The following is a 22,790-nucleotide window of genomic DNA, read 5'->3' as shown; positions in this document are numbered from 1 at the left end:
ACACTCTCCTTTGCGTTTCGTTCTTAGTGCAGAGTCGGTTTACGGACTTCCGGCGCGGTCGGCTGCTGACGCGTAAACGTGTCATGGCACAGCAAGGCGGCTACGCGCACGTATTCGATGATCTCTTCGAGCGACATTTCCAGCTCTTCCTGATCTTCGTCTTCGTCATATCCCAATTGAGCGATATTGCGCAGGTCGTCAATCGCTTCCCCGGTTTCGCCGGTCACTTTGTCGAGCTTCGGCTGCGTGACGCCAAGGCCCAGTAAAAAGTGGTTTACCCATCCCGCCAGCGCATCGGCGCGATCGAAAACGCTGACGTCATCCCCTTCAGGCAGATAAAGCTGAAAAAGGAAGCCGTCGTCTTCGAGGGCATCGCTGGTGGCTGAGTGCATTTTCAGCAGCGCCTGAGCCAGCTCGTGACCAAAGGCCAGACCTTCGTTCGTCAGGTCGTGCAGCAGCGGCTGCCATGAGCTGTCGTTGTTTCCGCCGCAAATCATTCCGCTTATCAAGCCGTGCATTTCGGCCGGGGTTAATCCAGCCCCTTGTTGGTTCAAAAACTGGCTAACTTCGTTGTAACCAGGCATTTCGTTCTGTATAGACATAAGCATTCGTCATCAAAGGGAGGAATATTCATGATATGCTACCACTTTGGACCCTGGTGGACCAGAAAAGGGCTTGTATCTTGATACCAGGGTAGCTATAGTGTCGCCCCTTCGCGGACCCACGGTCTGGAGACGAAGGCAGCGCAGTCAATCAGCAGGAAGGTGGCATGTCTGCACAACCCGTCGATATCCAAATATTTGGCCGTTCACTGCGAGTGAATTGCCCGCCTGAACAAAGGGATGCGTTGAATCAGGCTGCGGACGATCTCAATCAGCGATTGCAAGATCTGAAAGTTCGCACTAGAGTCACAAATACTGAGCAGTTGGTTTTCATCGCCGCGTTGAACATCAGCTATGAATTAACTCAGGAAAAAGCGAAGACGCGTGAGTACGCGGCGAGCATGGAACAACGTATTCGGATGCTACAACAGACCATCGAACAGGCGTTGCTTGATCAGGGTCGCATAACCGAAAAAACGGGCCAAAACTTTGAATAACACTTTTCGGTTTACTGTGGTAGAGTGACCGTGAAGACAAAATTTCTCTGAGATGTTTGCAAGCGGGCCAGTCCCCTGAGCCGATATTTCATACCACAAGAATGTGGCGCTCCACGGTTGGTGAGCATGCTCGGCCCGTCCGAGAAGCCTTAAAACTGTGACGACGCATTCACCTTGAACCAAGGGTTCAAGGGTTACAGCCTGCGGCGGCATCTCGGAGATTCCCTTCTACCTGGCAACAGCCATGACATTACTTTCTGAACTCCCTTTATCCCGGCAAGAAATCCGTCAACTGATTCGGCAGCGTCGTCGCGCGCTTACTTCCGAACAGCAACGACAATACGGTCAGCAAGCCGCGACCCGAATGCTCAGTTATCCCCCTGTTGTACTCGCTCATACCGTGGCGGTATTCCTCTCGTTCGATGGCGAACTCGATACCCAGCCGCTAATAGATCAGCTGTGGCGAGCGGGCAAGCGCGTCTATCTTCCGGTTCTTCATCCCTTCAGCCCTGGCAACCTGCTGTTCCTGCACTATCATCCGCACAGCGACCTGGTAACCAATCGCTTAAAGATCCAGGAACCACGGCTTGATGTACGTGACGTATTGCCGCTCTCACAGCTGGATGTACTGATTACGCCGTTAGTGGCGTTTGATGAGGTCGGGCAACGCCTGGGTATGGGCGGTGGATTTTACGATCGGACGCTTCAAAACTGGCAGCAGCATAAGATCCAGCCCGTAGGCTACGCGCACGATTGTCAGCGAGTGGAAAAGCTGCCTGTCGAAGAATGGGATATCCCGCTGCCTGCAGTGGTGACGCCGTCCAAAATCTGGGAGTGGTAGCTTTTTTGCCAATTGCGGCAAGGCTCGAAAACAGAATGTATGCGTGACAGGAAGAGATTTTGAGGCCGGGAAATCAGAGGAAAGATGGGCAGGTCATCGCCTGCCCATGTAGAGGAAATCAGTACAGCAGACGAGCGCGAATGGTTCCCGGAAGGGCTTTCATCGCCAGCAGCGCTTTCTCTGCCACATCTTCATCCGCTTCAATATCAATAACCACGTAACCTACCTGTGCGGAAGTCTGCAGATACTGCGCGGCAATGTTGACGCCCTGCTCGGCAAAAATCTGGTTCAGCGCAGTCAGTACGCCCGGACGGTTTTCGTGAATGTGCATCAGACGACGACCGCCGTGCAGCGGCAGCGAAACTTCCGGGAAGTTAACTGCAGACAGCGTAGAGCCGTTGTCGGAATACTTGGTCAGTTTCCCAGCCACTTCCAAACCGATGTTTTCCTGTGCTTCCAGCGTTGAACCACCAATGTGCGGCGTCAGGATCACGTTGTCGAAATCACACAGCGGCGAAGTGAAAGGATCGCTGTTGGTTGCCGGCTCGGTTGGGAATACGTCTATTGCAGCCCCTGCCAGGTGCTTGGTCGCTAACGCGTCGCACAGCGCAGGAATATCAACAACTGTGCCGCGTGCGGCGTTAATCAGCAGCGCGCCTGGTTTCATCAACGCAATCTCACGCGCGCCCATCAGATTTTTGGTGGAGGCATTTTCCGGTACGTGCAAACTGACCACGTCGCTCATATTGAGCAGGTCGGAAAGATGCTGCACCTGTGTAGCGTTGCCGAGCGGGAGTTTATTTTCAATATCATAGAAATAGACGTGCATCCCCAGCGATTCCGCCAGAATGCCTAGCTGAGTACCAATGTGGCCGTAGCCGATGATCCCCAGTTTTTTGCCACGCGCTTCAAACGAGCCGGTAGCCAGTTTATTCCACACGCCGCGGTGTGCTTTGGCGTTCGCTTCGGGTACGCCGCGTAGCAGGAGCAGCAGTTCGCCAATCACCAGTTCCGCAACGGAACGTGTGTTAGAGAATGGTGCGTTAAACACGGGGATACCGCGCTTTGCCGCAGCGCTGAGATCAACCTGGTTGGTGCCGATACAGAAGCAGCCAATCGCGACCAGTTTCTCTGCGGCGTCAATCACATCTTCAGTCAGATGGGTACGGGATCGCAGGCCAATGAAGTGGGCATCACGGATGGACTCTTTCAGTTGTTCAGTGTCCAGAGCGCCTTTATGAAACTCGATGTTGGTATAACCTGCTGCACGAAGGCTTTCGAGCGCTTTTTGATGCACGCCTTCAACCAGCAGAAATTTAATCTTATCTTTCTCCAGTGATACCTTTGCCATTTCCCCGACCCTGTCTTTTTTTGTTCAAACTGATGTGTTGTGTGTGGGATTTTCATCCGTCTCTTCAACATATCAAAAAATAATATTGCGGCAATATGAACGTTTGCGTCGCCGTGCTGAAGAAATGTCATTCAGAGAGAAATGTCAGAGGAAAATACTGGCGATAACTTTTTCTTTGGAGAGATCGGCAGGACAATATTATAAACGTGACACAAGTCACCAAATTTGCCCTGCCAAAATTTTTTTAACGGGAGAAGACACTCCCGTCAGATCATTTTACGATAGTTTTCACGCCGTCTGGTGTACCGATCAGCGCGACATCCGCACCACGGTTGGCAAACAGACCGACGGTTACCACGCCCGGAATCGCATTGATGGCGTTTTCCATCGCGATGGCATCGAGGATCTCCAGACCGTGTACATCAAGGATCACGTTACCATTGTCCGTCACTACGCCCTGACGGTATTCAGGACGACCACCCAGCTTCACCAACTGGCGAGCCACAGCGCTGCGCGCCATTGGGATCACTTCAACCGGCAGTGGGAAGTTACCGAGAATATCGACTTCTTTGGACGCGTCGGCAATGCAGATAAATTTCTTCGCCACGGAAGCAATAATTTTTTCACGGGTCAACGCTGCGCCGCCGCCCTTGATCATCTGCATGTGGCCGTTGATTTCATCCGCGCCGTCAACGTATACGCCGAGGCTGTCCACTTCGTTAAGATCGAACACGTGGATACCGAGGCTTTTGAGTTTTTCGGTTGAAGCGTCCGAACTGGATACCGCACCTTCAATCTGACCTTTCATTGTGCCCAGCGCATCAATAAAGTGTGCGGCTGTTGAACCTGTACCTACGCCCACAATGGTACCGGGCTGTACATACTGAAGTGCCGCCCATCCTACTGCTTTTTTCAGTTCATCCTGCGTCATGATCGTTTCGCCTGTGGTGTGAATATGGTGGGAAAATTCACGCGCATTATAGAACATTGTGCAGAAAAATGTCCCCACACCCGCTCGCAAGCGGCGGATTTCGTCTTTACCCAACCTAAATTTGTGTCATAGTGCAGAACAAGCAAAATTTTCAGGAGTGCGTCAAAGCAATGAAACGTCCGGACTACAGAACACTACAAGCACTGGATGCGGTTATTCGTGAACGAGGATTTGAGCGCGCGGCGCAAAAGCTGTGCATCACGCAATCCGCGGTTTCACAGCGCATAAAACAGCTTGAGAATATGTTCGGACAACCGCTGCTGGTGCGTACCGTACCACCACGCCCAACCGAACAGGGGCAGAAACTACTGGCGCTTTTGCGTCAGGTTGAACTGCTGGAAGACGAGTGGCTGGGTGATGAACAAACCGGCTCGACGCCACTGCTGCTCTCACTGGCGGTGAACGCCGACAGTCTGGCGACCTGGTTGCTTCCGGCGCTGGCTCCGGTACTGGCCAATTCACCGATTCGTCTGAACCTGCAGGTTGAGGATGAAACGCGCACTCAGGAGCGTCTACGTCGTGGTGAGGTGGTCGGTGCGGTGAGTATTCAGCATCAGGCGCTGCCAAGCTGTCTGGTGGATAAACTCGGCGCGCTGGACTACCTGTTTGTTGGATCCAAACCTTTCGCCGAGCGCTATTTCCCTAACGGCGTCACCCGCTCTGCCCTGCTGAAAGCCCCAGCGGTAGCGTTTGACCATCTTGATGATATGCACCAGGCGTTCCTGCAACAAAACTTCGACCTGCCGCCGGGCAGCGTGCCGTGCCATATCGTTAACTCGTCTGAAGCCTTTGTTCAATTGGCGCGTCAGGGAACGACCTGCTGCATGATCCCCCACTTGCAGATTGAGAAAGAACTGGAAAGCGGCGAGCTTATCGACTTAACACCGGGCCTGTTCCAGCGCCGGATGCTGTACTGGCACCGTTTTGCACCGGAAAGCCGCATGATGCGCAACGTCACCGATGCGCTGCTGGCCTATGGTCACAACGTACTGCGTCAGGATTAAACCGCTCATAACCTCTGAGTGCCGGATGGTGGCGTAACGCCCTATCCGGCCGACAAGCCTTTTACCCTCTTTTCATGCTATTCCCGCCACGTCTTTGAAATAAATCACAAAATCAAACACGCCACGCGGCAAAAAACGACGCCCTGTTGGCTATTTTTTGCTGGCGACAAGCCAAATGAAAAAGCTCACCGTATTCGCAAAGATTCAACTTATTGCGTAATACGGAGCAAAAAATGGCAAACGTGCAGGAGTGGCAAACACTCGCCAATAAAGAACTCAGTCGCCGGGAAAAAACCGTCGAGTCGCTGGAAAGACAGACGGCGGAAGGGATTGCCATCAAGCCGCTGTACACCGAAGAAGACCTCGATAATCTGGAAGTCACGGGCACCCTTCCCGGCCTGCCGCCTTACGTGCGTGGCCCGCGCGCCACCATGTATACCGCGCAGCCGTGGACCATTCGTCAATACGCTGGTTTCTCTACCGCCAAAGAGTCCAACGCCTTTTACCGCCGCAACCTCGCCGCCGGACAAAAAGGACTTTCCGTCGCCTTTGACCTTGCCACACATCGTGGCTATGACTCTGACAACCCACGCGTGGCGGGTGACGTCGGTAAAGCAGGCGTGGCGATCGATACCGTCGAAGATATGAAGATACTGTTCGACCAGATCCCGCTGGATAAAATGTCAGTATCGATGACCATGAACGGCGCGGTTCTACCTGTGCTGGCGTTTTATATCGTCGCTGCAGAAGAACAAGGCGTAGCGCCGGAACAACTCACCGGGACCATTCAGAACGATATTCTGAAAGAGTACCTGTGCCGCAACACCTACATTTATCCCCCAAAACCGTCCATGCGCATTATCGCCGACATCATCGCCTGGTGCTCTGGCAACATGCCGCGCTTTAACACCATCAGCATCAGCGGCTATCACATGGGTGAAGCCGGAGCGAACTGCGTGCAGCAGGTAGCGTTTACGCTGGCAGACGGTATTGAATACATCAAAGCTGCACTCTCCGCCGGACTGAAAATTGATGACTTCGCCCCGCGCCTGTCGTTCTTCTTCGGTATCGGCATGGATCTGTTTATGAACGTCGCCATGCTGCGCGCGGCGCGCTATTTGTGGAGTGAAGCGGTCAGCAGCTTTGGCGCGACCAACCCGAAATCTCTCGCTCTGCGTACCCACTGCCAGACGTCCGGCTGGAGCCTGACCGAGCAGGACCCGTACAACAACGTGGTACGAACCACTATTGAAGCACTCGGCGCTACGCTTGGCGGCACCCAGTCGCTGCATACCAATGCTTTTGATGAAGCGCTCGGTCTGCCCACCGATTTCTCCGCCCGTATTGCGCGTAATACGCAGATCATCATTCAGGAAGAATCAGAGATCTGCCGCACCGTTGATCCGCTGGCCGGATCGTATTACGTCGAGTCACTCACCGATCAAATCGTGAAGCAGGCGCGCACGATCATCAAACAGATTGATGAGGCAGGCGGCATGGCGAAAGCAATCGAAGCCGGACTCCCTAAACGGATGATCGAAGAAGCTTCCGCGCGTGAACAATCGCTGATCGACCAGGGTAAGCGCGTTATCGTCGGCGTCAATAAGTACAAACTGGATAAAGAAGACGAGACGTCGGTACTGGAGATCGACAACGTGAAGGTGCGCAACGAGCAGATTGCCTCGCTGCAGCATATCCGCACCACCCGCGACAACGATGCCGTCAAGACCGCGCTATCCGCGCTGACCCACGCCGCGCAGCATAATGAAAACCTGCTGGCCGCCGCCGTCAGCGCCGCTCGCGTTCGCGCCACGCTCGGTGAAATCTCCGACGCGCTGGAGGTCGCCTTTGACCGGTATCTGGTTCCCAGCCAGTGCGTCACCGGGGTGATTGCGCAAAGCTATCACCAGTCAGACAAATCCGCCGACGAGTTCGATGCCATTGTTGCGCAAACCGAACAGTTCCTCGCGGAAAATGGACGCCGCCCGCGTATTCTGATCGCCAAGATGGGTCAGGACGGCCACGATCGCGGCGCGAAGGTGATCGCCAGCGCCTATTCCGATCTCGGTTTCGATGTCGATCTCAGCCCGATGTTCTCCACTCCGGAAGAGATCGCCCGTCTGGCGGTAGAAAACGATGTGCATGTAATAGGCGCATCGTCACTTGCGGCGGGCCATAAAACGCTGATTCCTGAGTTGGTTACCGCACTCAAAAAATGGGGGCGTGAAGATATCTGCGTGGTAGCAGGAGGCGTTATTCCGCCACAGGATTACGCCTTCCTGCACGAACATGGCGTGGCAGCCATTTATGGTCCCGGCACGCCAATGCTCGACAGCGTCCGCGATGTGTTAACCCGTATCAGTCAGCATCATGATTAACGCCGCCACGCTTGAAGATACCGTCCGCCGTTTGCGACTCGGCGAACGGGCTACGCTCGCCCAGGCGATGACGCTGGTCGAAAGCAACCACCCGCGCCACCAGCCACTGAGTACGCAATTGCTGGACGCGATAATGCCGTTCACCGGTAACGCCCTGCGTTTGGGGATCACCGGTACGCCGGGCGCGGGCAAAAGCACTTTCCTGGAAGCATTCGGCATGTTGCTCATCCACCACGGATTACGGGTGGCGGTGATCGCCGTCGATCCCAGCAGCCCGGTCAGCGGCGGCAGCATTCTTGGCGATAAAACCCGCATGACGGAGCTGGCCCGCGCCGAATCTGCGTTTATTCGACCGGTCCCTTCCAGCGGTCATTTAGGCGGTGCCAGCCAGCATGCCCGCGAATTAATGCTGCTGTGCGAAGCGGCTGGCTTTGACGTGGTGATTGTAGAAACCGTCGGCGTTGGGCAGTCAGAAACCGAAGTCGCAGGCATGGTGGATTGCTTTATCTCACTGCAAATCGCTGGCGGTGGCGACGATTTACAGGGCATCAAAAAAGGCCTGATGGAAATGGCGGATCTGGTCGTCATCAATAAGGACGACGGTGATAACCATACCAGCGTTGCCATTGCCCGCCATATGTACGAGTCCGCCCTGCATATTCTGCGCCGCAAATATGACGAGTGGCAGCCGCGGGTTCTGACCTGTAGCGCCCTGGAAAAACGCGGTATCGAGGAGGTTTGGCAGGCGATAACCGACTTTAAAACGTGCCTGACCGCCAGCGGTCGACTGGAAAAAGTTCGCCAGCAGCAGGCGGTGGACTGGTTACACCAACAGGCTGAAGAAGAAGCCCTGCATCTGTTGTTTGCCCGCACTGATTTCGACCGCTATTTCCAGCAGACGCTTCAGGCCGTCAAAAACAATGATCTTTCGCCGCGCACCGGTCTGCGGCACATCAGCGAATTTATTCAGCATCATTACTTTCAATAAAGAGAACATTATGTCTTATCAATACGTCAACGTGGTCATCATCCAGAAAGTCGCGGTTATTGAGTTCAATTACGCCCGCAAGCTCAATGCCCTGAGTAAAGTGTTTATTGACGATCTGATGCAGGCGCTGAGCGATCTCAATCGTGTAGACATTCGCTGCATCATTCTGCGCGCTCCAAGCGGGGCCAAAGTGTTTTCTGCCGGGCATGATATTCATGAACTCCCGACCGGACGTCGCGATCCGCTCTCTTATGACGATCCGCTGCGTCAGATAACCCGTATGATCCAAAAATACCCGAAGCCGGTGATCTCCATGGTCGAAGGCAGCGTCTGGGGCGGCGCGTTTGAGATGATCATGAGTTCCGATCTGATCATTGCAGCCAGTACCTCCACTTTCTCGATGACCCCGGTCAACCTCGGTGTGCCGTATAACCTGGTGGGCATCCACAACCTGACCCGCGACGCTGGTTTTCACATCGTGAAAGAGCTGATTTTTACCGCTTCGCCCATCACCGCTCAACGCGCCATGGCGGTCGGGATCCTTAACCATGTCGTGCCCGTTGAGGAACTGGAAGATTTCACTCTGCAAATGGCGCACCACATCTCGGAAAAAGCGCCGCTGGCCATCGCCGTCATCAAAGAAGAACTGCGCGTGCTGGGTGAAGCGCACACCATGAATTCCGATGAGTTCGAGCGTATTCAGGGCATGCGCCGCGCGGTGTACGACAGCGAGGATTATCAGGAAGGGATGAACGCGTTTATGGAAAAACGTAAACCAAATTTTGTTGGCCATTAATCACGTCCGAGGAAGGAGACGGCCATGAAACGGATGAGCGCCGAACAGGCGGCAGAAATTATCCAGCACGATGATATGGTGGCGTTTAGCGGCTTTACCCCTGCGGGTTCACCCAAAGCGTTACCCAGCGCAATTGCCCAACGCGCCTGCGAACGGCATCAGAACGGGCAGCCTTTTCAGATCCGCCTGCTGACCGGAGCATCAATTGGCGCCGCCGCTGATGATGTTCTATCCGCGGCGGATGCCGTTTCCTGGCGGGCGCCTTATCAAACGTCATCGGGCCTGCGCGAGAAAATTAATCAGGGCCAGGTGAGGTTTGTCGATCTCCATTTGAGTGAAGTGGCGCAAATGGTTAATTACGGCTTTTTTGGCGAGATCGATGTTGCCGTCATTGAAGCCTCCGCCATTGCGCCAGATGGCCGGATTTGGCTTTCCAGCGGTATTGGTAATGCGCCGACCTGGCTGCTGCGGGCGAAACAAGTGATCATTGAATTGAATCATTACCATAATCCGCGCGTGGCGGAGTTTGCCGACATCGTGATACCCGGTGCGCCGCCGCGGCGTAACAGCGTACCCATTTTTCATACCATGGATCGCGTGGGCAGCCAGTGCGTGCAGATAGATCCCAAAAAGGTGGTTGCGGTGGTGGATACCGAGCTGCCCGATGCCGGAAATGCGGCGGATAAAACCAATCCGGTCAGCCAGCAAATTGCCGATAACGTCGTCACTTTCCTGCTGGCAGAAATGGCTCACAAACGTATTCCAGCTGAGTTTCTACCCTTACAAAGCGGCGTGGGCAATATCAACAACGCGGTAATGGCGCGACTGGGCGAGAACCCGGATATCCCGCCCTTTATGATGTATTCGGAGGTGTTGCAGGAGTCGGTGGTGCATCTGCTGGAAACGGGCAAGATAACAGGTGCCAGCGCCTCCAGCCTGACCATTTCAGCCCCGTCGCTACAGAAGATTTACGACAACATGGACTTCTTCGCCAGCCGGATTGTGCTGCGCCCGCAGGAGATCTCCAATAACCCGGAGATCATCCGTCGGCTGGGGGTTATTGCGCTCAACGTCGGTCTGGAGTTTGATATCTACGGCCATGCCAATTCCACGCACGTTGCGGGGGTGAACCTGATGAATGGCATCGGCGGCAGCGGGGATTTCGAGCGCAATGCCTACCTGTCTATCTTTATGGCGCCGTCGATTGCCAAAGGCGGGAAAATCTCCACCATCGTACCAATGTGCAGCCATGTCGACCACAGCGAACATAGCGTTAAAGTGATCGTGACCGAACAAGGGATTGCCGATCTGCGTGGGCTATCTCCGATGCAGCGGGCGCACACGATTATCGATAACTGTGCGCACCCTCTTTACCGGGATTATCTGCACCGCTATCTGGAGAAAGCACCCGGCGGACATATCCATCACGATCTCAGCCATGCGTTCGATCTGCATCGTAATCTTCTCGAAACAGGATCGATGCTCGGTTAACTTGCGCTACCGTCACGATCTTCAGCAATATGCTGAAGCATCGTGGCGGTATAACGATGGTTTTTCAGCGAATAGAGAAACTCCTGCATATACATGGGGCTGCCGGGCGCATCGAAATACTTTAGCGTCGACGGGTTCACCAGCCGCCAGGCGAAGTGAGGAATCACCGTCAAAAACTGCCCGCGCTCTACCGCGCTGATCTTGGCCATAAAGCTGTACGGACGGTAGATAATCGTCGGGTTGATCCCACAGGGCCGCATGTATGCATCCAGCATCGCCTCAAAGTTGGCGCGATTCTGGAAGCGCATTTGCAGCCAGGGCAGCTCGCGCAGCAGATCCTGCGGCTGTTTTTCTTCGTAGCGCCGGGAAACGAGAAACCCCAGACGCAGCGGGGGCAGCTCGCTAATCGCCAGATTCTCCAGTTCCTGGACGCGGGGGGAAACGTGCTGCGGCGAGATAATAAAATCCAGTTTGCGATCGAACAGGTTATCAATCACCCCATTCTCGCTGAATTCAACGGCCTGAGCCGTCACGCCGTCATACTTGTCACCAAGGCTAATCAACTGGTCAAAAATAATCGTTGGGTAGGTATTGTCGATACCGATGACGATTTCCCGCGAGCGGCGAGAGGCGTTATGGATTTCGTTATCAATGGCAGAAAGGCGCTGATAAACGGGAAACAGCTTCTGATACAGTTCCTGTCCGGCTTTATTCAGACTGATGTTGTTATCTTTGCGGGTAAACAGCGTATAGCCGATTTGATCCTCCAGTGCGGCAATGCTTTTACCGAAAGGCGATGCGGTCATATGTATTTTTTCTGCCGCTCTGGCAATGTTATTGGTTTGCGCCAGCAGAATGAAATTACGCATCTTTTTCGAGATAAAAATATCCATAGCGTCCCCTTAAAAATCGCTATGGCCTATCCTCATTACGGCGAAAAAAAAGACTGGATGTGGGGTCTCATTTTTACAGTTGCTCACAGAAAAAACCCGGCTGGAAAGCCGGGTCTGCAATGATTACTGGGTTTTGGCTGGCGTTGCTGCTGGCTGCCCCGCCGTCGGCTCAATCTGGAAGACCACATCAACCTGATCGTCAAACTGAATAACCGGCTGTTCGTAGGTTTCCTGAGCGGATGTCGCAGGCGCTGCATCTGCTTTCATCATCCGTACCATCGGGCTCGGTTGATAATTGGAAACGTGGTAACGCACGCTGTAAACGGGCCCCAATTTGCTGTTAAAGCCCGCAGCTAACTGCTCAGCCTGATGAATAGCATCATCAATTGCTGCTTTACGCGCTTTATCTTTGTAAGTATCCGGCTGGGCAACGCCAAGCGATACCGAACGGATCTCATTCAGACCGGCCTTCAGTGCACCATCAAGCAGCGCGTTGAGTTTGTCCAACTGACGCAGCGTGACCTCAACGGTACGTACCGCACGATAGCCTTTAAGGACGCTTTTACCATTCTGGTAGTCGTAGTCCGGCTGGGTGCGCAGGTTTGCCGCGCTAATATCTTTCTTCGCTATCTGGTTCTGTTCAAGGAAGGACAGATATTGTGCCACGCGCTCATCAGCCTGTTTCTTAGCTGAGGCCGCATCCTTTGCAGCTACGTTCACTTCAATCGCCAGAGTAGCGATGTCTGGTGTCGCATCCACGCTTGCCGTTCCGGAAGTCACGATGTGCGGTCCATTTGGCAACTCATTTGCCTGTACCGATAGTGCGCTGAATCCGACTAATGCCGCCAGGGCCATTATTTTGAACTTCACGGTCGTTCCTCCATGTTTCATTAATTACCCCGAAACTCAGGGCACATGCAGGCAAGCTTAGCCGATCTCGCTGCGTTGTCCATCAGACAACACTTAGTTGAACAACGCATGAACGTGCGCAACACCTTCTTTTGCCAACTGAAAAGCGATAAACCACATCACCAATCCTACCAGGGTATTGATGATCCGCTGTGCTTTAGCAGTGCGCAAACGCGGAGCGAGCCAGGCCGCCAGCAATGCCAGGCCGAAGAACCACAGGAACGAAGCGCTGACGGTACCCAGCGCAAACCAGCGCTTAGGCTCAACGTCCAGTTGGCCTCCCAGACTCCCCAGCACCACAAAGGTATCCAGGTAAACATGGGGGTTGAGCCATGTCACCGCCAGCATAGTAGCGATAATTTTCCAGCGGCCCTGCTTCATCACCTCGGCGCTGGCCAGTTCCAGGTTACTGCTCATCGCCGTTTTTAACGCCCCGAAACCGTACCAGAGTAAAAATGCCACCCCACCCCAGGTGACAAGCGCCATCAGCCATGGTGACTGCATCAGCAAGGCGCTACCGCCAAAGATCCCCGCGCAAATCAGCACTAAGTCGCTGATAGCGCAGAGTAAAGCAATCATGATGTGATACTGGCGACGGATCCCCTGATTCATCACGAAGGCGTTTTGCGGACCGAGCGGAAGTATCATAGCCGCACCAAGTGCAAGCCCTTGAAAATAATACGATAACACGTTAATCATCCCGAACTGTTTCTCTTAGGAGCAGACTATAGCGCGGGGAAAACATTAGCGGAAATGGATAATTTTAATCAGGGATAAGAAGAATTAATACCAAGGGGGGGGGGGAAATGCCGGATGACGGCTGACGCCTTATCCGGCCTACAAAACCTGCGGGCCCGGTAAGCGATAGCGCCACCGGGCACGCGATTACTCTGCCGCGCTCTCTTTCACACGCTTGAAGTTCACATCCATCTGCGGGTACGGGAAGCTGATACCGTTGGCGTCAAACTCGCGTTTAATACGCTCCAGTACGTCCCAGTAGACGCTTTGCAGATCGCTACTGTTGCTCCAGACGCGTACCACAAAATTGATCGAGGAAGCGCCCAGCTCATTCAGGCGCACCGTCATTTCACGATCTTTAAGGATACGCTCGTCAGACAGAATGATATCGGTGAGGATTTTTTTCACCTGATCGATATCGGAGTCGTAAGCCACGCCGATGATAAATTCGTTACGACGAACCGGCTCACGAGAGAAGTTAATGATGTTCCCGGCAATGATTTTACCGTTTGGGATCACAACAATCTTACCGTCTACGGTACGCATAGTCGTGGAGAAAATCTGCACGTTGAGTACGGTTCCCGCTACGCCGCCGAGGTCTACATACTCACCTGCGCGGAACGGACGGAACATCACCAGCAGCACGCCAGCGGCGAGGTTAGACAGCGAACCTTGCAGCGCCAGACCAACGGCTAAACCTGCGGCACCGAGAACGGCAATCACAGAAGCGGTTTGTACCCCAACGCGACCCAGAGCGGCAATCAGCGTGAACGCGATAATCCCGTAGCGCACCAGTGCGGAGAGGAAGTCAGCAACGGTTGCATCAATTTTACGTGCCACCATCAGGCGGTTAACGGTGTTTGATACGATGCGCGCCACAATCATACCGATAATGACAATGGCGATGGCCGCAACGATGTTGACGGCATAGCTTAACAGCAGCTCCTGATTGCGGACCAGCCAGGTGCCCGCACCATTTATGCTGTCGACAACATTCAAATCTTCCATTCAATATTCCTTTTTTGCTTACCCAAATGGGAAAAATAAAGCCGTCCCAACGGGACTGGCAATCTGACAAGGGTAAACAATAAACCTGGATTTTGCCAAACAGATCACAGAATTCTCTGCCAGCAGCATATTGAAATGGCAATAAAAAAGGCCCGCATTTGCGGGCCTCATGTCACGTAGAACGGCGTAAATTACAGAACGTCAACCGCGTTCAGTTCTTTGAAAGCCTGTTCCAGACGGGTGATCATGGTTGCCTGACCAGCACGCAGCCATACGCGCGGATCGTAGTATTTCTTGTTCGGCTGATCTTCGCCTTTCGGGTTGCCCAGTTGGCCCTGCAGGTAAGCTTCATTCGCTTTGTAGTAGTTCAGAACGCCTTCCCAGGTAGCCCATTGGGTATCGGTGTCGATGTTCATTTTCACTACGCCGTAGCTTACGGAGTCTTTGATTTCCTGAGCAGTAGAACCGGAACCGCCGTGGAAGACGAAGTTCAGGCTGTTGTGCGGCAGGTTATGTTTCTTAGAAACATAGTCCTGAGAGTCGCGCAGGATGGTCGGGGTCAGAACAACGTTACCCGGCTTGTAAACGCCGTGTACGTTACCGAAGGAAGCTGCGATGGTGAAACGCGGGCTGATTTTGCTCAGCTCGGTGTATGCGTAATCAACGTCTTCCGGCTGGGTGTACAGTGCAGAAGCGTCCATGTGGCTGTTGTCCACGCCGTCTTCTTCGCCACCGGTGCAACCCAGTTCGATTTCCAGGGTCATGCCCATTTTGGACATGCGCGCCAGGTATTTGGAGCAGATTTCGATGTTCTCTTCCAGAGACTCTTCAGACAGGTCGATCATGTGAGAAGAGAACAGCGGTTTGCCGGTTGCTGCGAAGTGTTTTTCACCCGCGTCCAGCAGACCGTCGATCCACGGCAGCAGTTTCTTCGCGCAGTGGTCAGTGTGCAGGATAACCGGAACACCGTAGTGTTCAGCCATCTGGTGAACGTGATGCGCGCCAGAGATAGCACCCAGGATTGCAGCGCCCTGAGGAACGTCAGACTTCACGCCTTTACCCGCGATGAAAGAAGCACCACCGTTGGAGAACTGTACGATTACCGGCGCTTTAACTTTTGCAGCGGTTTCCAGAACGGCGTTGATGGAGTCGGTACCCACGCAGTTAACAGCTGGCAGAGCAAAGTTGTTTTCTTTTGCTACCTGGAAAACTTTCTGTACGTCATCACCAGTGATTACGCCTGGTTTTACGAAATCAAAAATTTTAGACATATTACGAATCCTGTATCTTCGGCCTTGGAAAGGGCGCGCGCTCTAAAGCGCGCTAATAATTGGGCAGGTTTCCCTGCCCATTAAATGCTTACTTTTTAGCGCGCTCTTCGAGCATCGCTACTGCTGGCAATACTTTACCTTCCACGAATTCGAGGAAAGCGCCGCCGCCAGTGGAGATGTAGGAGATTTTGTCAGCAATGCCGAACAGGTCGATTGCTGCCAGGGTGTCACCGCCGCCTGCGATAGAGAACGCTTCGCTGTCTGCGATAGCGTTAGCAACGATTTCAGTACCTTTGCGGAAGTTCGGGAATTCGAACACGCCAACCGGGCCGTTCCACAGAATGGTTTTCGCATTTTTCAGGATGTCAGCCAGCTGCTGTGCAGAAGCGTCGCCGATGTCCAGGATCTGCTCGTCTTCTTTCACATCGCTTACGGACTTCAGAGTAGCCGGTGCAGTTTCAGAGAATTCAGTCGCTACGCGAACGTCAGTCGGGACCGGGATGTCGCAAGTGGTCAGCAGACGCTTAGCTTCGTCAACCAGGTCAGCTTCGTACAGGGATTTACCCACGTTGTGGCCTTGAGCGGCAACGAAGGTGTTCGCGATACCACCGCCAACGATCAGCTGGTCAGCGATTTTTGACAGAGAATCCAGAACGGTCAGTTTGGTGGAAACTTTAGAACCGCCAACGATAGCAACCATCGGACGAGCAGGTTCTTTCAGTGCTTTACCCAGCGCATCCAGCTCAGCAGCCAGCAGCGGGCCTGCGCAAGCTACATCAGCGAATTTACCGATACCGTGAGTAGAAGCCTGTGCACGGTGAGCTGTACCGAAAGCATCCATTACGAATACGTCGCACAGCGCAGCATATTTTTTGGACAGTGCTTCGTCGTCTTTCTTCTCGCCTTTGTTGAAGCGAACGTTTTCCAGAACCACCAGTTCACCGGCAGCGACTTCAACGCCGTCCAGGTAATCTTTTACCAGGCGAACCGGAGCAGACAGTTTGTCTTTCAGGTAGTTAACAACCGGCAGCAGAGAGAATTCTTCGTTGTACTCGCCTTCGGTAGGACGACCCAGGTGGGAAGTTACCATCACTTTCGCACCCTGTTTCAGGGCCAGTTCGATGGTCGGCAGAGAAGCACGGATACGCGCATCGCTGGTTACTTTCCCTTCTTTAACTGGTACGTTCAGGTCCGCACGGATAAAAACGCGTTTACCAGCCAGATCCAGATCGGTCATCTTAATTACAGACATGGTGAATCCTCTCGTTGATTCATAAAGTTTTGTCGACGCTCAAGCGTCGAGCCTGAAACCAATAGCAGCCATCGCTAACGTAGTGTCGAGCATACGGTTAGCAAAGCCCCATTCATTATCACACCAGACCAGCGTTTTGATCAGGTGAGCGCCACTCACACGCGTTTGCGTACCATCAACGATGGCACTGTGCGGGTCGTGGTTAAAATCTACAGAGACCAACGGTAATTCCGTATAGTCAACTATACCATGAAATGCACCTTGTGCTGCTTTTTGCAGCAACTGGTTGACTTCACTGGCTTTTACTGGTTTTTTCACCGTCACGCTTAAGTCGATCGCCGTCACATTTATGGTTGGTACACGCACCGCTATCGCTTCAAAACGATCGTTAAACTGCGGAAAAATTCGCGTGATGCCCGCCGCCAGTTTGGTATCAACCGGAATAATCGACTGGCTGGCCGCTCGCGTGCGACGCAGGTCAGGATGATAAGCATCAATAACCTGCTGATCGTGCATCGCGGAGTGGATCGTGGTGACGGTACCAGACTCAATGCCGTAAGCATCATCCAGCAATTTAATGACGGGTATTATGCAATTCGTGGTGCAGGAAGCGTTGGAAACGATCCGGTGCTCAGCGCGCAGCTGATCCTGATTAACGCCATACACAACGGTTGCGTCGATGTCGTGACTACCAGGATGTGAAAAGAGCACTTTTTTTGCACCAGCGGCAATATGCGCCTCGCCGTGTTCGCGATTGCCGAAGACCCCCGTACAATCCAGCACGATGTCGACACCCAGTTCGCGCCATGGAAGTGCATCGAGTGTTCGCTCATGCAGAATGCGGATAGCGTCATCGCCAACGATGAGCTGGTCACGTTCCTGACGAACATCCCAGGCAAAACGTCCATGGCTGGTGTCATATTTCAACAAATGCGCCATGCCTGCAGCATCCGCAAGTTCGTTGATTGCCACCACGGTGATTTCCGCCCGACGCCCGGATTCATACAAAGCACGAACCACGTTGCGTCCGATACGACCGAAACCATTAATCGCTACGCGTACGGTCATAGGTCTCCTGCAAGGATTTCTCAGAAACGATGTGGCAGACAGAGTAATGCAGCAAATCGCTCAGGGAAACCTTACCTGTCGCAAACTGCGACTAATTGGTTAATTGTCGAACATTTAATCGACTGAAACGCTTCAGCTAGAATAAGCGAAACGCGGAATAAAAGGAATGATTGTCCAGCAACAGAACACAGTTATCTGACTTGCGTCACATTTTAACGCCCTTCAACGCTAAATTTATTCCATATTCCAGAATGACGAATAACCGTAGCAAAATTATTTCATTGTCGTGTTACACACCCTGATTTAAATCAGAAAGCCCCCTAACCTGCATCTAATCACCAGCGCGAGGTCCGAGTCCCGGAGCCCTTCAATGATGCCGCAGACGGTCTGGATAGCAGACTGAGCCGTGCGATTGCGCAACGCGCGGCGCGTTCCGGAAAAGCAAAAAAAAACGGGTCGCCTGAGCGACCCGTTTTCACCTGTAATCGAAATTACAGCAGTTCTTTTGCTTTCGCGACAACGTTGTCTACGGTGAAGCCGAACTCTTCAAACAGCAACTCTGCCGGAGCAGACTCACCAAAGGTGGTCATACCGACGATTGCGCCGTTCAGGCCCACGTATTTGAACCAGTAGTCCGCGATACCTGCTTCCACTGCAACGCGAGCGGAAACCGCTTTCGGCAGCACAGACTCACGGTAAGCGGCATCCTGTTTGTCGAACGCGTCGGTAGACGGCATGGAAACCACGCGAGCCTTCACGCCTTCGGCAGTCAGTTTGTCCCACGCAGCCACAGCCAGCTCAACTTCAGAACCGGTAGCGATGAAGATCAGTTCCGGCTGACCGTCGCAGTCTTTCAGCACGTAACCACCGCGAGCGATGTTTGCCAGTTGCTCTTCGGTACGCTCCTGCTGTGCCAGGTTCTGGCGGGAGAGGATCAGCGCGGTCGGGCCGTCCTGACGCTCAACACCGTATTTCCACGCAACGGCGGATTCAACCTGGTCACACGGACGCCATGTGCTCATGTTCGGGGTCACACGCAGAGAAGCAACCTGCTCTACCGGCTGGTGAGTCGGGCCGTCTTCGCCCAGACCGATGGAGTCGTGGGTGTAGACCATGACCTGACGCTGTTTCATCAGCGCAGCCATACGCACCGCGTTACGGGCATATTCCACAAACATCAGGAAGGTGGAGGTGTACGGCAGGAAACCACCGTGCAGGGAGATACCGTTCGCGATAGCGGTCATACCGAATTCACGCACACCGTAATGGATGTAGTTACCGGCAGTATCTTCATTAATCGCTTTCGAACCAGACCACAGCGTCAGGTTAGACGGTGCCAGGTCAGCTGAGCCGCCGAGGAATTCAGGCAGCAGAGGTCCGAAGGCTTCAATCGCGTTCTGAGAAGCTTTACGGCTGGCGATTTTCGCCGGATTAGCCTGCAGCTTAGCAATGAACTCGTTCGCTTTTGCGTCGAAGTCAGACGGCATTTCACCTTTCATACGACGGGTGAATTCAGCCGCTTCCTGCGGGAAGGCTTTCGCATATGCAGCGAACTTCTCGTTCCACGCAGCTTCTTTTGCCTGGCCTGCTTCTTTCGCATCCCACTGAGCATAGATTTCAGACGGGATTTCGAACGGCGCGTATTTCCAGCCCAGCTGTTCACGGGTCAGTGCGATTTCTGCATCGCCCAGCGGTGCACCGTGAGAGTCGTGAGTACCCGCTTTGTTCGGAGAACCGAAACCGATGATGGTTTTGCACATCAACAGGGACGGTTTGTCGGTTACTGCGCGTGCTTCTTCAACTGCGCGTTTAATGGCGTCAGCATCGTGGCCATCAACGCCACGGACCACATGCCAGCCGTAAGCTTCAAAACGCTTCGCGGTGTCGTCGGTGAACCAGCCTTCAACGTGGCCATCGATAGAGATGCCGTTGTCATCGTAGAACGCAACCAGTTTACCCAGCTTCAGCGTACCGGCCAGGGAACATACCTCGTGAGAGATACCTTCCATCATGCAGCCGTCGCCCATGAAAGCATAGGTGAAGTGGTCAACGATGTCGTGACCTGGACGGTTAAACTGCGCCGCCAGCGTTTTTTCAGCGATAGCCATACCCACTGCATTCGCAATACCCTGACCCAGAGGACCTGTAGTGGTTTCAACACCGGCGGTGTAACCCACTTCCGGGTGACCCGGAGTTTTGGAGTGCAGCTGACGGAAGTTCTGCAGCTCGGACATCGGCAGATCGTAGCCGGTGAGGTGCAGCAGGCTATAAATCAGCATGGAGCCGTGGCCGTTGGACAGCACGAAGCGGTCACGGTCAGCCCAGGACGGGTTAGTCGGGTTGTGGTTCAGGAAATCACGCCACAGGACTTCGGCAATGTCAGCCATACCCATCGGGGCACCCGGGTGACCGGATTTGGCTTTCTGTACTGCGTCCATGCTCAGCGCACGAATAGCATTGGCAAGCTCTTTACGTGAGGACATTTTGACTCCAGATCGGATAATGAAGGCTGAGCCCTTAACGACTTGACGACAGCGCGTTTTGGGCTACGCCGGAAAAAAGTGCCAACAATGTAACCCAAGCCGCGTGTCATGTACATGGAGCATCCTTTTGCCGCTTCAGAAATCTCTGGATCATGCGCGCAAGTTGCGCAATCTTCTCGCCCGCGTATTGTTCTTTTCTTTATACTTAGGCCGAGCGTCGGTTCACCTGCAAACGACGTAATTTTTAGAATAATCCTGACTTTGTGCGGAAGAGAAAAAATGAAAATTCGCGCTTTACTGCTTGCTACGAGCATGGCTGCGGCATTGACCGGCTGCCAGAACATGGACTCCAACGGACTGCTTTCTTCTGGCGCGGAGGCTTTTCAGGCCTACAGTCTGAGCGATGCTCAGGTAAAAGCGCTGAGCGATCAGGCCTGTAAAGATATGGACAGCAAGGCTACTATCGCCCCGGCCAGCAGCGAGTACGCAACGCGTCTTGGCAAAATATCCGCCGCGCTTGGCGATAACATTAACGGCCAGCCGGTGAACTACAAAGTCTATATGGCGAAAGATGTGAATGCCTTTGCCATGGCAAACGGCTGTATCCGCGTGTACAGCGGCCTGATGGATATGATGACCGACAACGAAGTCGAAGCGGTGATCGGCCATGAAATGGGCCACGTCGCGCTGGGCCACGTGAAAAAAGGCATGCAGGTTGCGCTGGGTACAAACGCCGTACGTGCAGCGGCGGCGTCAGCTGGCGGCATTGTCGGCAGCCTGTCACAGTCGCAATTGGGCGATCTTGGCGAGAAACTGGTGAACTCGCAGTTCTCCCAGCGTCAGGAATCCGAGGCGGATGATTACTCGTATGATTTGTTGCGCAAACGCGGGATCAATCCGGCAGGTTTAGCCACCAGCTTTGAGAAACTGGCCAAACTGGAAGCTGGACGTCAAAGCTCAATGTTTGACGATCACCCGGCATCCGCAGAACGTGCGCAACATATTCGCGATCGCATGAGCGCCGACGGGATCAAATAACCGTTAATCGTGCCGGATGCGGCGTGAACGCCTTATCCGGCCTACAAACATCAACCAGCTGTAGGCCGGATAAGCGTTAGCGACATCCTGCAAAACAACTTACTCGCCTTTTTTCGCTGCCTGGATGTACAGCATTTCCAGAGCCAGCGTAGCCGCCGCCAGCGCGGTGATCTCTGACTGATCGTAGGCCGGAGCCACTTCAACGACGTCCATCCCGACGATGTTCAGATCTTTCATACCACGTACCAGCTTGATCGCGCGATCGGAAGTCAGACCGCCAATCACTGGCGTACCGGTACCCGGCGCAAACGCTGGATCCAGACAGTCGATATCAAAGGTCAGATACACCGGCATATCACCGACAATCTGCTTAACCTGGGCGATGATGTCATCTACGCTGCGATCGTTCACCTGGCAGGCATCCAGCACGGTAAAGCCGTTGTCTTTGTCGAATTCGGTACGAATACCAATCTGCACAGAGTGATTCGGATCGATCAGCCCTTCGTTCGGCGCAGTGTAGAACATGGTGCCGTGGTCGAATTCGCAGCCGTTCGCGTAGGTATCGGTGTGGGCATCAAAATGCACCAGCGCCATTTTACCAAAATGCTTAGCGTGTGCGCGCAACAGCGGCAGCGTGACGAAGTGGTCGCCGCCGAAAGAGAGCATGCGCTTACCGGCAGAAAGCAGCTTCTCAGCATGAGCCTGCAGTTTTTCACTCATTTCACGCGCATCACCGAAGGCATAAACCAGATCGCCGCAGTCCACCACGTTCAGGCGCTCGCGCATATCGAAGTTCCACGGGAAGCGGTTATGCTCCCACGCCAGGTTAGTGGAAACCTGACGGATCGCCGCCGGACCATGACGCCCGCCCGCGCGGCCAGACGTTGCCATATCAAACGGTACGCCGGTGATCACCCAGTCGGCGTCGCTGTCGTATGGCATGAAGTTCATCGGCAGACGTAAAAAACCAAAGGCGTTAGAAACCAGGGAGTTGTCGTATTGATGACCTAAGGTGCTCATGTACTGACCTCTTTAAAAATCGATGAAAAAAAATCCCCTCCGCGTCGTTAAGCCCGACGAGGAAGGGATTGATTTGGTAACTGCATATTTACGGCAAATTATCGCCGTTATTTTGTACGGATTCAAGTAAGTGCCAAAAATGCGGCTTCGCTTTATCCGGCCTACTTTCGT

General features: G+C 53.7%; 20 protein-coding genes and 1 other RNA gene. 9 read left to right on the top strand and 12 right to left on the bottom strand.

Annotation, left to right across the window (positions count from 1 at the left end):
• Positions 1-23: 23 nt before the first annotated feature.
• A complete protein-coding gene (locus JQN59_RS04140) occupies positions 24-602 on the bottom strand; it encodes a YecA/YgfB family protein (protein ID WP_003026978.1) in 579 nt (192 codons plus the stop codon).
• A gap of 167 nt (positions 603-769) precedes the next feature.
• On the opposite strand from JQN59_RS04140, the gene zapA reads away from it, so the two are divergent.
• The 3 genes from zapA (at position 770) to JQN59_RS04125 (ending at position 1,940) form a co-directional block, all read left to right on the top strand.
• Positions 770-1,099 (top strand): cell division protein ZapA, encoded by a 330-nt coding sequence (gene zapA / locus JQN59_RS04135; RefSeq protein ID WP_003026980.1) that lies wholly within the window; start codon positions 770-772, stop codon positions 1,097-1,099.
• A gap of 41 nt (positions 1,100-1,140) precedes the next feature.
• A non-coding RNA gene (ssrS, locus tag JQN59_RS04130) (6S RNA) lies at positions 1,141-1,324 on the top strand.
• A gap of 19 nt (positions 1,325-1,343) precedes the next feature.
• On the top strand, positions 1,344-1,940 hold the full coding sequence (locus JQN59_RS04125; RefSeq protein WP_003825482.1) for a 5-formyltetrahydrofolate cyclo-ligase: 597 nt from the start codon (positions 1,344-1,346) through the stop codon (positions 1,938-1,940).
• A 118-nt stretch (positions 1,941-2,058) separates the two neighbouring features.
• Here JQN59_RS04125 and serA read toward each other — a convergent pair whose 3' ends face one another.
• Together serA and rpiA are read right to left on the bottom strand one after the other, a co-directional pair.
• Positions 2,059-3,291, bottom strand: a complete 1,233-nt coding sequence (gene serA, locus JQN59_RS04120; RefSeq protein ID WP_003825480.1) for a phosphoglycerate dehydrogenase — start codon at positions 3,289-3,291, stop codon at positions 2,059-2,061.
• Positions 3,292-3,562: 271 nt separating this feature from the next.
• Positions 3,563-4,222 carry a ribose-5-phosphate isomerase RpiA gene (rpiA, locus tag JQN59_RS04115; RefSeq protein WP_003825479.1) on the bottom strand — a complete coding sequence of 220 codons (660 nt, stop codon included), beginning with the start codon at positions 4,220-4,222 and terminating at the stop codon, positions 3,563-3,565.
• A gap of 170 nt (positions 4,223-4,392) precedes the next feature.
• Here rpiA and argP point away from each other — a divergent pair, with 170 nt between their 5' ends.
• The 5 genes from argP to JQN59_RS04090 all read left to right on the top strand — a co-directional run bounded on the left by argP (position 4,393) and on the right by JQN59_RS04090 (position 10,939).
• Positions 4,393-5,286: a DNA-binding transcriptional regulator ArgP gene (argP, locus tag JQN59_RS04110; RefSeq protein WP_003825477.1), complete on the top strand. Its 894-nt coding sequence runs from the start codon at positions 4,393-4,395 to the stop codon at positions 5,284-5,286.
• Positions 5,287-5,519: 233 nt separating this feature from the next.
• Complete coding sequence (scpA, locus tag JQN59_RS04105) at positions 5,520-7,664, top strand: methylmalonyl-CoA mutase (RefSeq protein WP_048215581.1); 2,145 nt, start codon at positions 5,520-5,522, stop codon at positions 7,662-7,664.
• Complete coding sequence (gene meaB / locus JQN59_RS04100) at positions 7,657-8,652, top strand: methylmalonyl Co-A mutase-associated GTPase MeaB (RefSeq protein WP_149608190.1); 996 nt, start codon at positions 7,657-7,659, stop codon at positions 8,650-8,652. The genes scpA and meaB overlap by 8 nt, the downstream gene beginning before the upstream one ends.
• A gap of 10 nt (positions 8,653-8,662) precedes the next feature.
• Complete coding sequence (scpB, locus tag JQN59_RS04095) at positions 8,663-9,448, top strand: methylmalonyl-CoA decarboxylase (protein ID WP_103015237.1); 786 nt, start codon at positions 8,663-8,665, stop codon at positions 9,446-9,448.
• Between the two features lie 24 nt (positions 9,449-9,472).
• A complete protein-coding gene (locus JQN59_RS04090) occupies positions 9,473-10,939 on the top strand; it encodes an acetyl-CoA hydrolase/transferase family protein (protein WP_048215579.1) in 1,467 nt (488 codons plus the stop codon).
• Here the strand turns inward: JQN59_RS04090 and srsR are convergent.
• From srsR to tkt, 8 genes are all read right to left on the bottom strand, one after another.
• Positions 10,936-11,832, bottom strand: a complete 897-nt coding sequence (gene srsR / locus JQN59_RS04085; protein WP_003026999.1) for a LysR family transcriptional regulator SrsR — start codon at positions 11,830-11,832, stop codon at positions 10,936-10,938. The genes JQN59_RS04090 and srsR overlap by 4 nt on opposite strands.
• Before the next feature lie 123 nt (positions 11,833-11,955).
• Positions 11,956-12,702, bottom strand: a complete 747-nt coding sequence (locus JQN59_RS04080; protein WP_003825465.1) for an oxidative stress defense protein — start codon at positions 12,700-12,702, stop codon at positions 11,956-11,958.
• 93 nt (positions 12,703-12,795) lie between these two features.
• A complete protein-coding gene (gene argO / locus JQN59_RS04075) occupies positions 12,796-13,431 on the bottom strand; it encodes an arginine exporter ArgO (RefSeq protein WP_003027005.1) in 636 nt (211 codons plus the stop codon).
• Positions 13,432-13,626: 195 nt separating this feature from the next.
• A complete protein-coding gene (locus JQN59_RS04070; RefSeq protein WP_125363297.1) occupies positions 13,627-14,487 on the bottom strand; it encodes a small-conductance mechanosensitive channel MscS in 861 nt (286 codons plus the stop codon).
• A 191-nt stretch (positions 14,488-14,678) separates the two neighbouring features.
• Positions 14,679-15,758, bottom strand: coding sequence for a class II fructose-bisphosphate aldolase (fbaA, locus tag JQN59_RS04065; protein WP_003027029.1), 1,080 nt, complete (start codon positions 15,756-15,758; stop codon positions 14,679-14,681).
• 88 nt (positions 15,759-15,846) lie between these two features.
• The gene (gene pgk / locus JQN59_RS04060) at positions 15,847-17,010 is read right to left on the bottom strand and encodes a phosphoglycerate kinase (RefSeq protein WP_003027032.1); all 1,164 of its coding nucleotides are present in this window, start codon (positions 17,008-17,010) and stop codon (positions 15,847-15,849) included.
• Between the two features lie 39 nt (positions 17,011-17,049).
• Positions 17,050-18,078 carry an erythrose-4-phosphate dehydrogenase gene (gene epd / locus JQN59_RS04055; protein ID WP_008785759.1) on the bottom strand — a complete coding sequence of 343 codons (1,029 nt, stop codon included), beginning with the start codon at positions 18,076-18,078 and terminating at the stop codon, positions 17,050-17,052.
• Positions 18,079-18,569: 491 nt separating this feature from the next.
• Positions 18,570-20,561, bottom strand: coding sequence for a transketolase (gene tkt / locus JQN59_RS04050; protein ID WP_048215577.1), 1,992 nt, complete (start codon positions 20,559-20,561; stop codon positions 18,570-18,572).
• A 279-nt stretch (positions 20,562-20,840) separates the two neighbouring features.
• On the opposite strand from tkt, the gene JQN59_RS04045 reads away from it, so the two are divergent.
• A complete protein-coding gene (locus JQN59_RS04045) occupies positions 20,841-21,599 on the top strand; it encodes a M48 family metallopeptidase (RefSeq protein ID WP_032944921.1) in 759 nt (252 codons plus the stop codon).
• 99 nt (positions 21,600-21,698) lie between these two features.
• Here JQN59_RS04045 and speB read toward each other — a convergent pair whose 3' ends face one another.
• Entirely contained in the window at positions 21,699-22,619 is a 921-nt protein-coding gene (gene speB, locus JQN59_RS04040) for an agmatinase (RefSeq protein ID WP_111464971.1), read from the bottom strand.
• Positions 22,620-22,790 lie beyond the last annotated feature (171 nt).

Source organism: Citrobacter sp. B72, assembly GCF_016894305.1.
Taxonomy (GTDB): domain Bacteria; phylum Pseudomonadota; class Gammaproteobacteria; order Enterobacterales; family Enterobacteriaceae; genus Citrobacter; species Citrobacter portucalensis.
The sequence above is the reverse complement of the archived record's forward strand: the minus strand, read 5'-3'. Positions and strand labels throughout refer to the sequence as shown.

Bases quoted from the DNA above. Each gene is read 5' to 3' on its own strand.
- epd (WP_008785759.1), bottom strand. From the start codon at position 18,078: ATGACCGTACGCGTAGCGATTAATGGTTTCGGTCGTATCGGACGCAAC.
- argP (WP_003825477.1), top strand. From the start codon at position 4,393: ATGAAACGTCCGGACTACAGAACACTACAAGCACTGGATGCGGTTATT.
- scpB (WP_103015237.1), top strand. From the start codon at position 8,663: ATGTCTTATCAATACGTCAACGTGGTCATCATCCAGAAAGTCGCGGTT.
- scpA (WP_048215581.1), top strand. From the start codon at position 5,520: ATGGCAAACGTGCAGGAGTGGCAAACACTCGCCAATAAAGAACTCAGT.
- speB (WP_111464971.1), bottom strand. From the start codon at position 22,619: ATGAGCACCTTAGGTCATCAATACGACAACTCCCTGGTTTCTAACGCC.
- JQN59_RS04045 (WP_032944921.1), top strand. From the start codon at position 20,841: ATGAAAATTCGCGCTTTACTGCTTGCTACGAGCATGGCTGCGGCATTG.
- meaB (WP_149608190.1), top strand. From the start codon at position 7,657: ATGATTAACGCCGCCACGCTTGAAGATACCGTCCGCCGTTTGCGACTC.
- JQN59_RS04070 (WP_125363297.1), bottom strand. From the start codon at position 14,487: ATGGAAGATTTGAATGTTGTCGACAGCATAAATGGTGCGGGCACCTGG.
- zapA (WP_003026980.1), top strand. From the start codon at position 770: ATGTCTGCACAACCCGTCGATATCCAAATATTTGGCCGTTCACTGCGA.
- JQN59_RS04125 (WP_003825482.1), top strand. From the start codon at position 1,344: ATGACATTACTTTCTGAACTCCCTTTATCCCGGCAAGAAATCCGTCAA.
- pgk (WP_003027032.1), bottom strand. From the start codon at position 17,010: ATGTCTGTAATTAAGATGACCGATCTGGATCTGGCTGGTAAACGCGTT.
- JQN59_RS04090 (WP_048215579.1), top strand. From the start codon at position 9,473: ATGAAACGGATGAGCGCCGAACAGGCGGCAGAAATTATCCAGCACGAT.
- serA (WP_003825480.1), bottom strand. From the start codon at position 3,291: ATGGCAAAGGTATCACTGGAGAAAGATAAGATTAAATTTCTGCTGGTT.
- srsR (WP_003026999.1), bottom strand. From the start codon at position 11,832: ATGGATATTTTTATCTCGAAAAAGATGCGTAATTTCATTCTGCTGGCG.
- fbaA (WP_003027029.1), bottom strand. From the start codon at position 15,758: ATGTCTAAAATTTTTGATTTCGTAAAACCAGGCGTAATCACTGGTGAT.
- rpiA (WP_003825479.1), bottom strand. From the start codon at position 4,222: ATGACGCAGGATGAACTGAAAAAAGCAGTAGGATGGGCGGCACTTCAG.
- JQN59_RS04140 (WP_003026978.1), bottom strand. From the start codon at position 602: ATGTCTATACAGAACGAAATGCCTGGTTACAACGAAGTTAGCCAGTTT.
- tkt (WP_048215577.1), bottom strand. From the start codon at position 20,561: ATGTCCTCACGTAAAGAGCTTGCCAATGCTATTCGTGCGCTGAGCATG.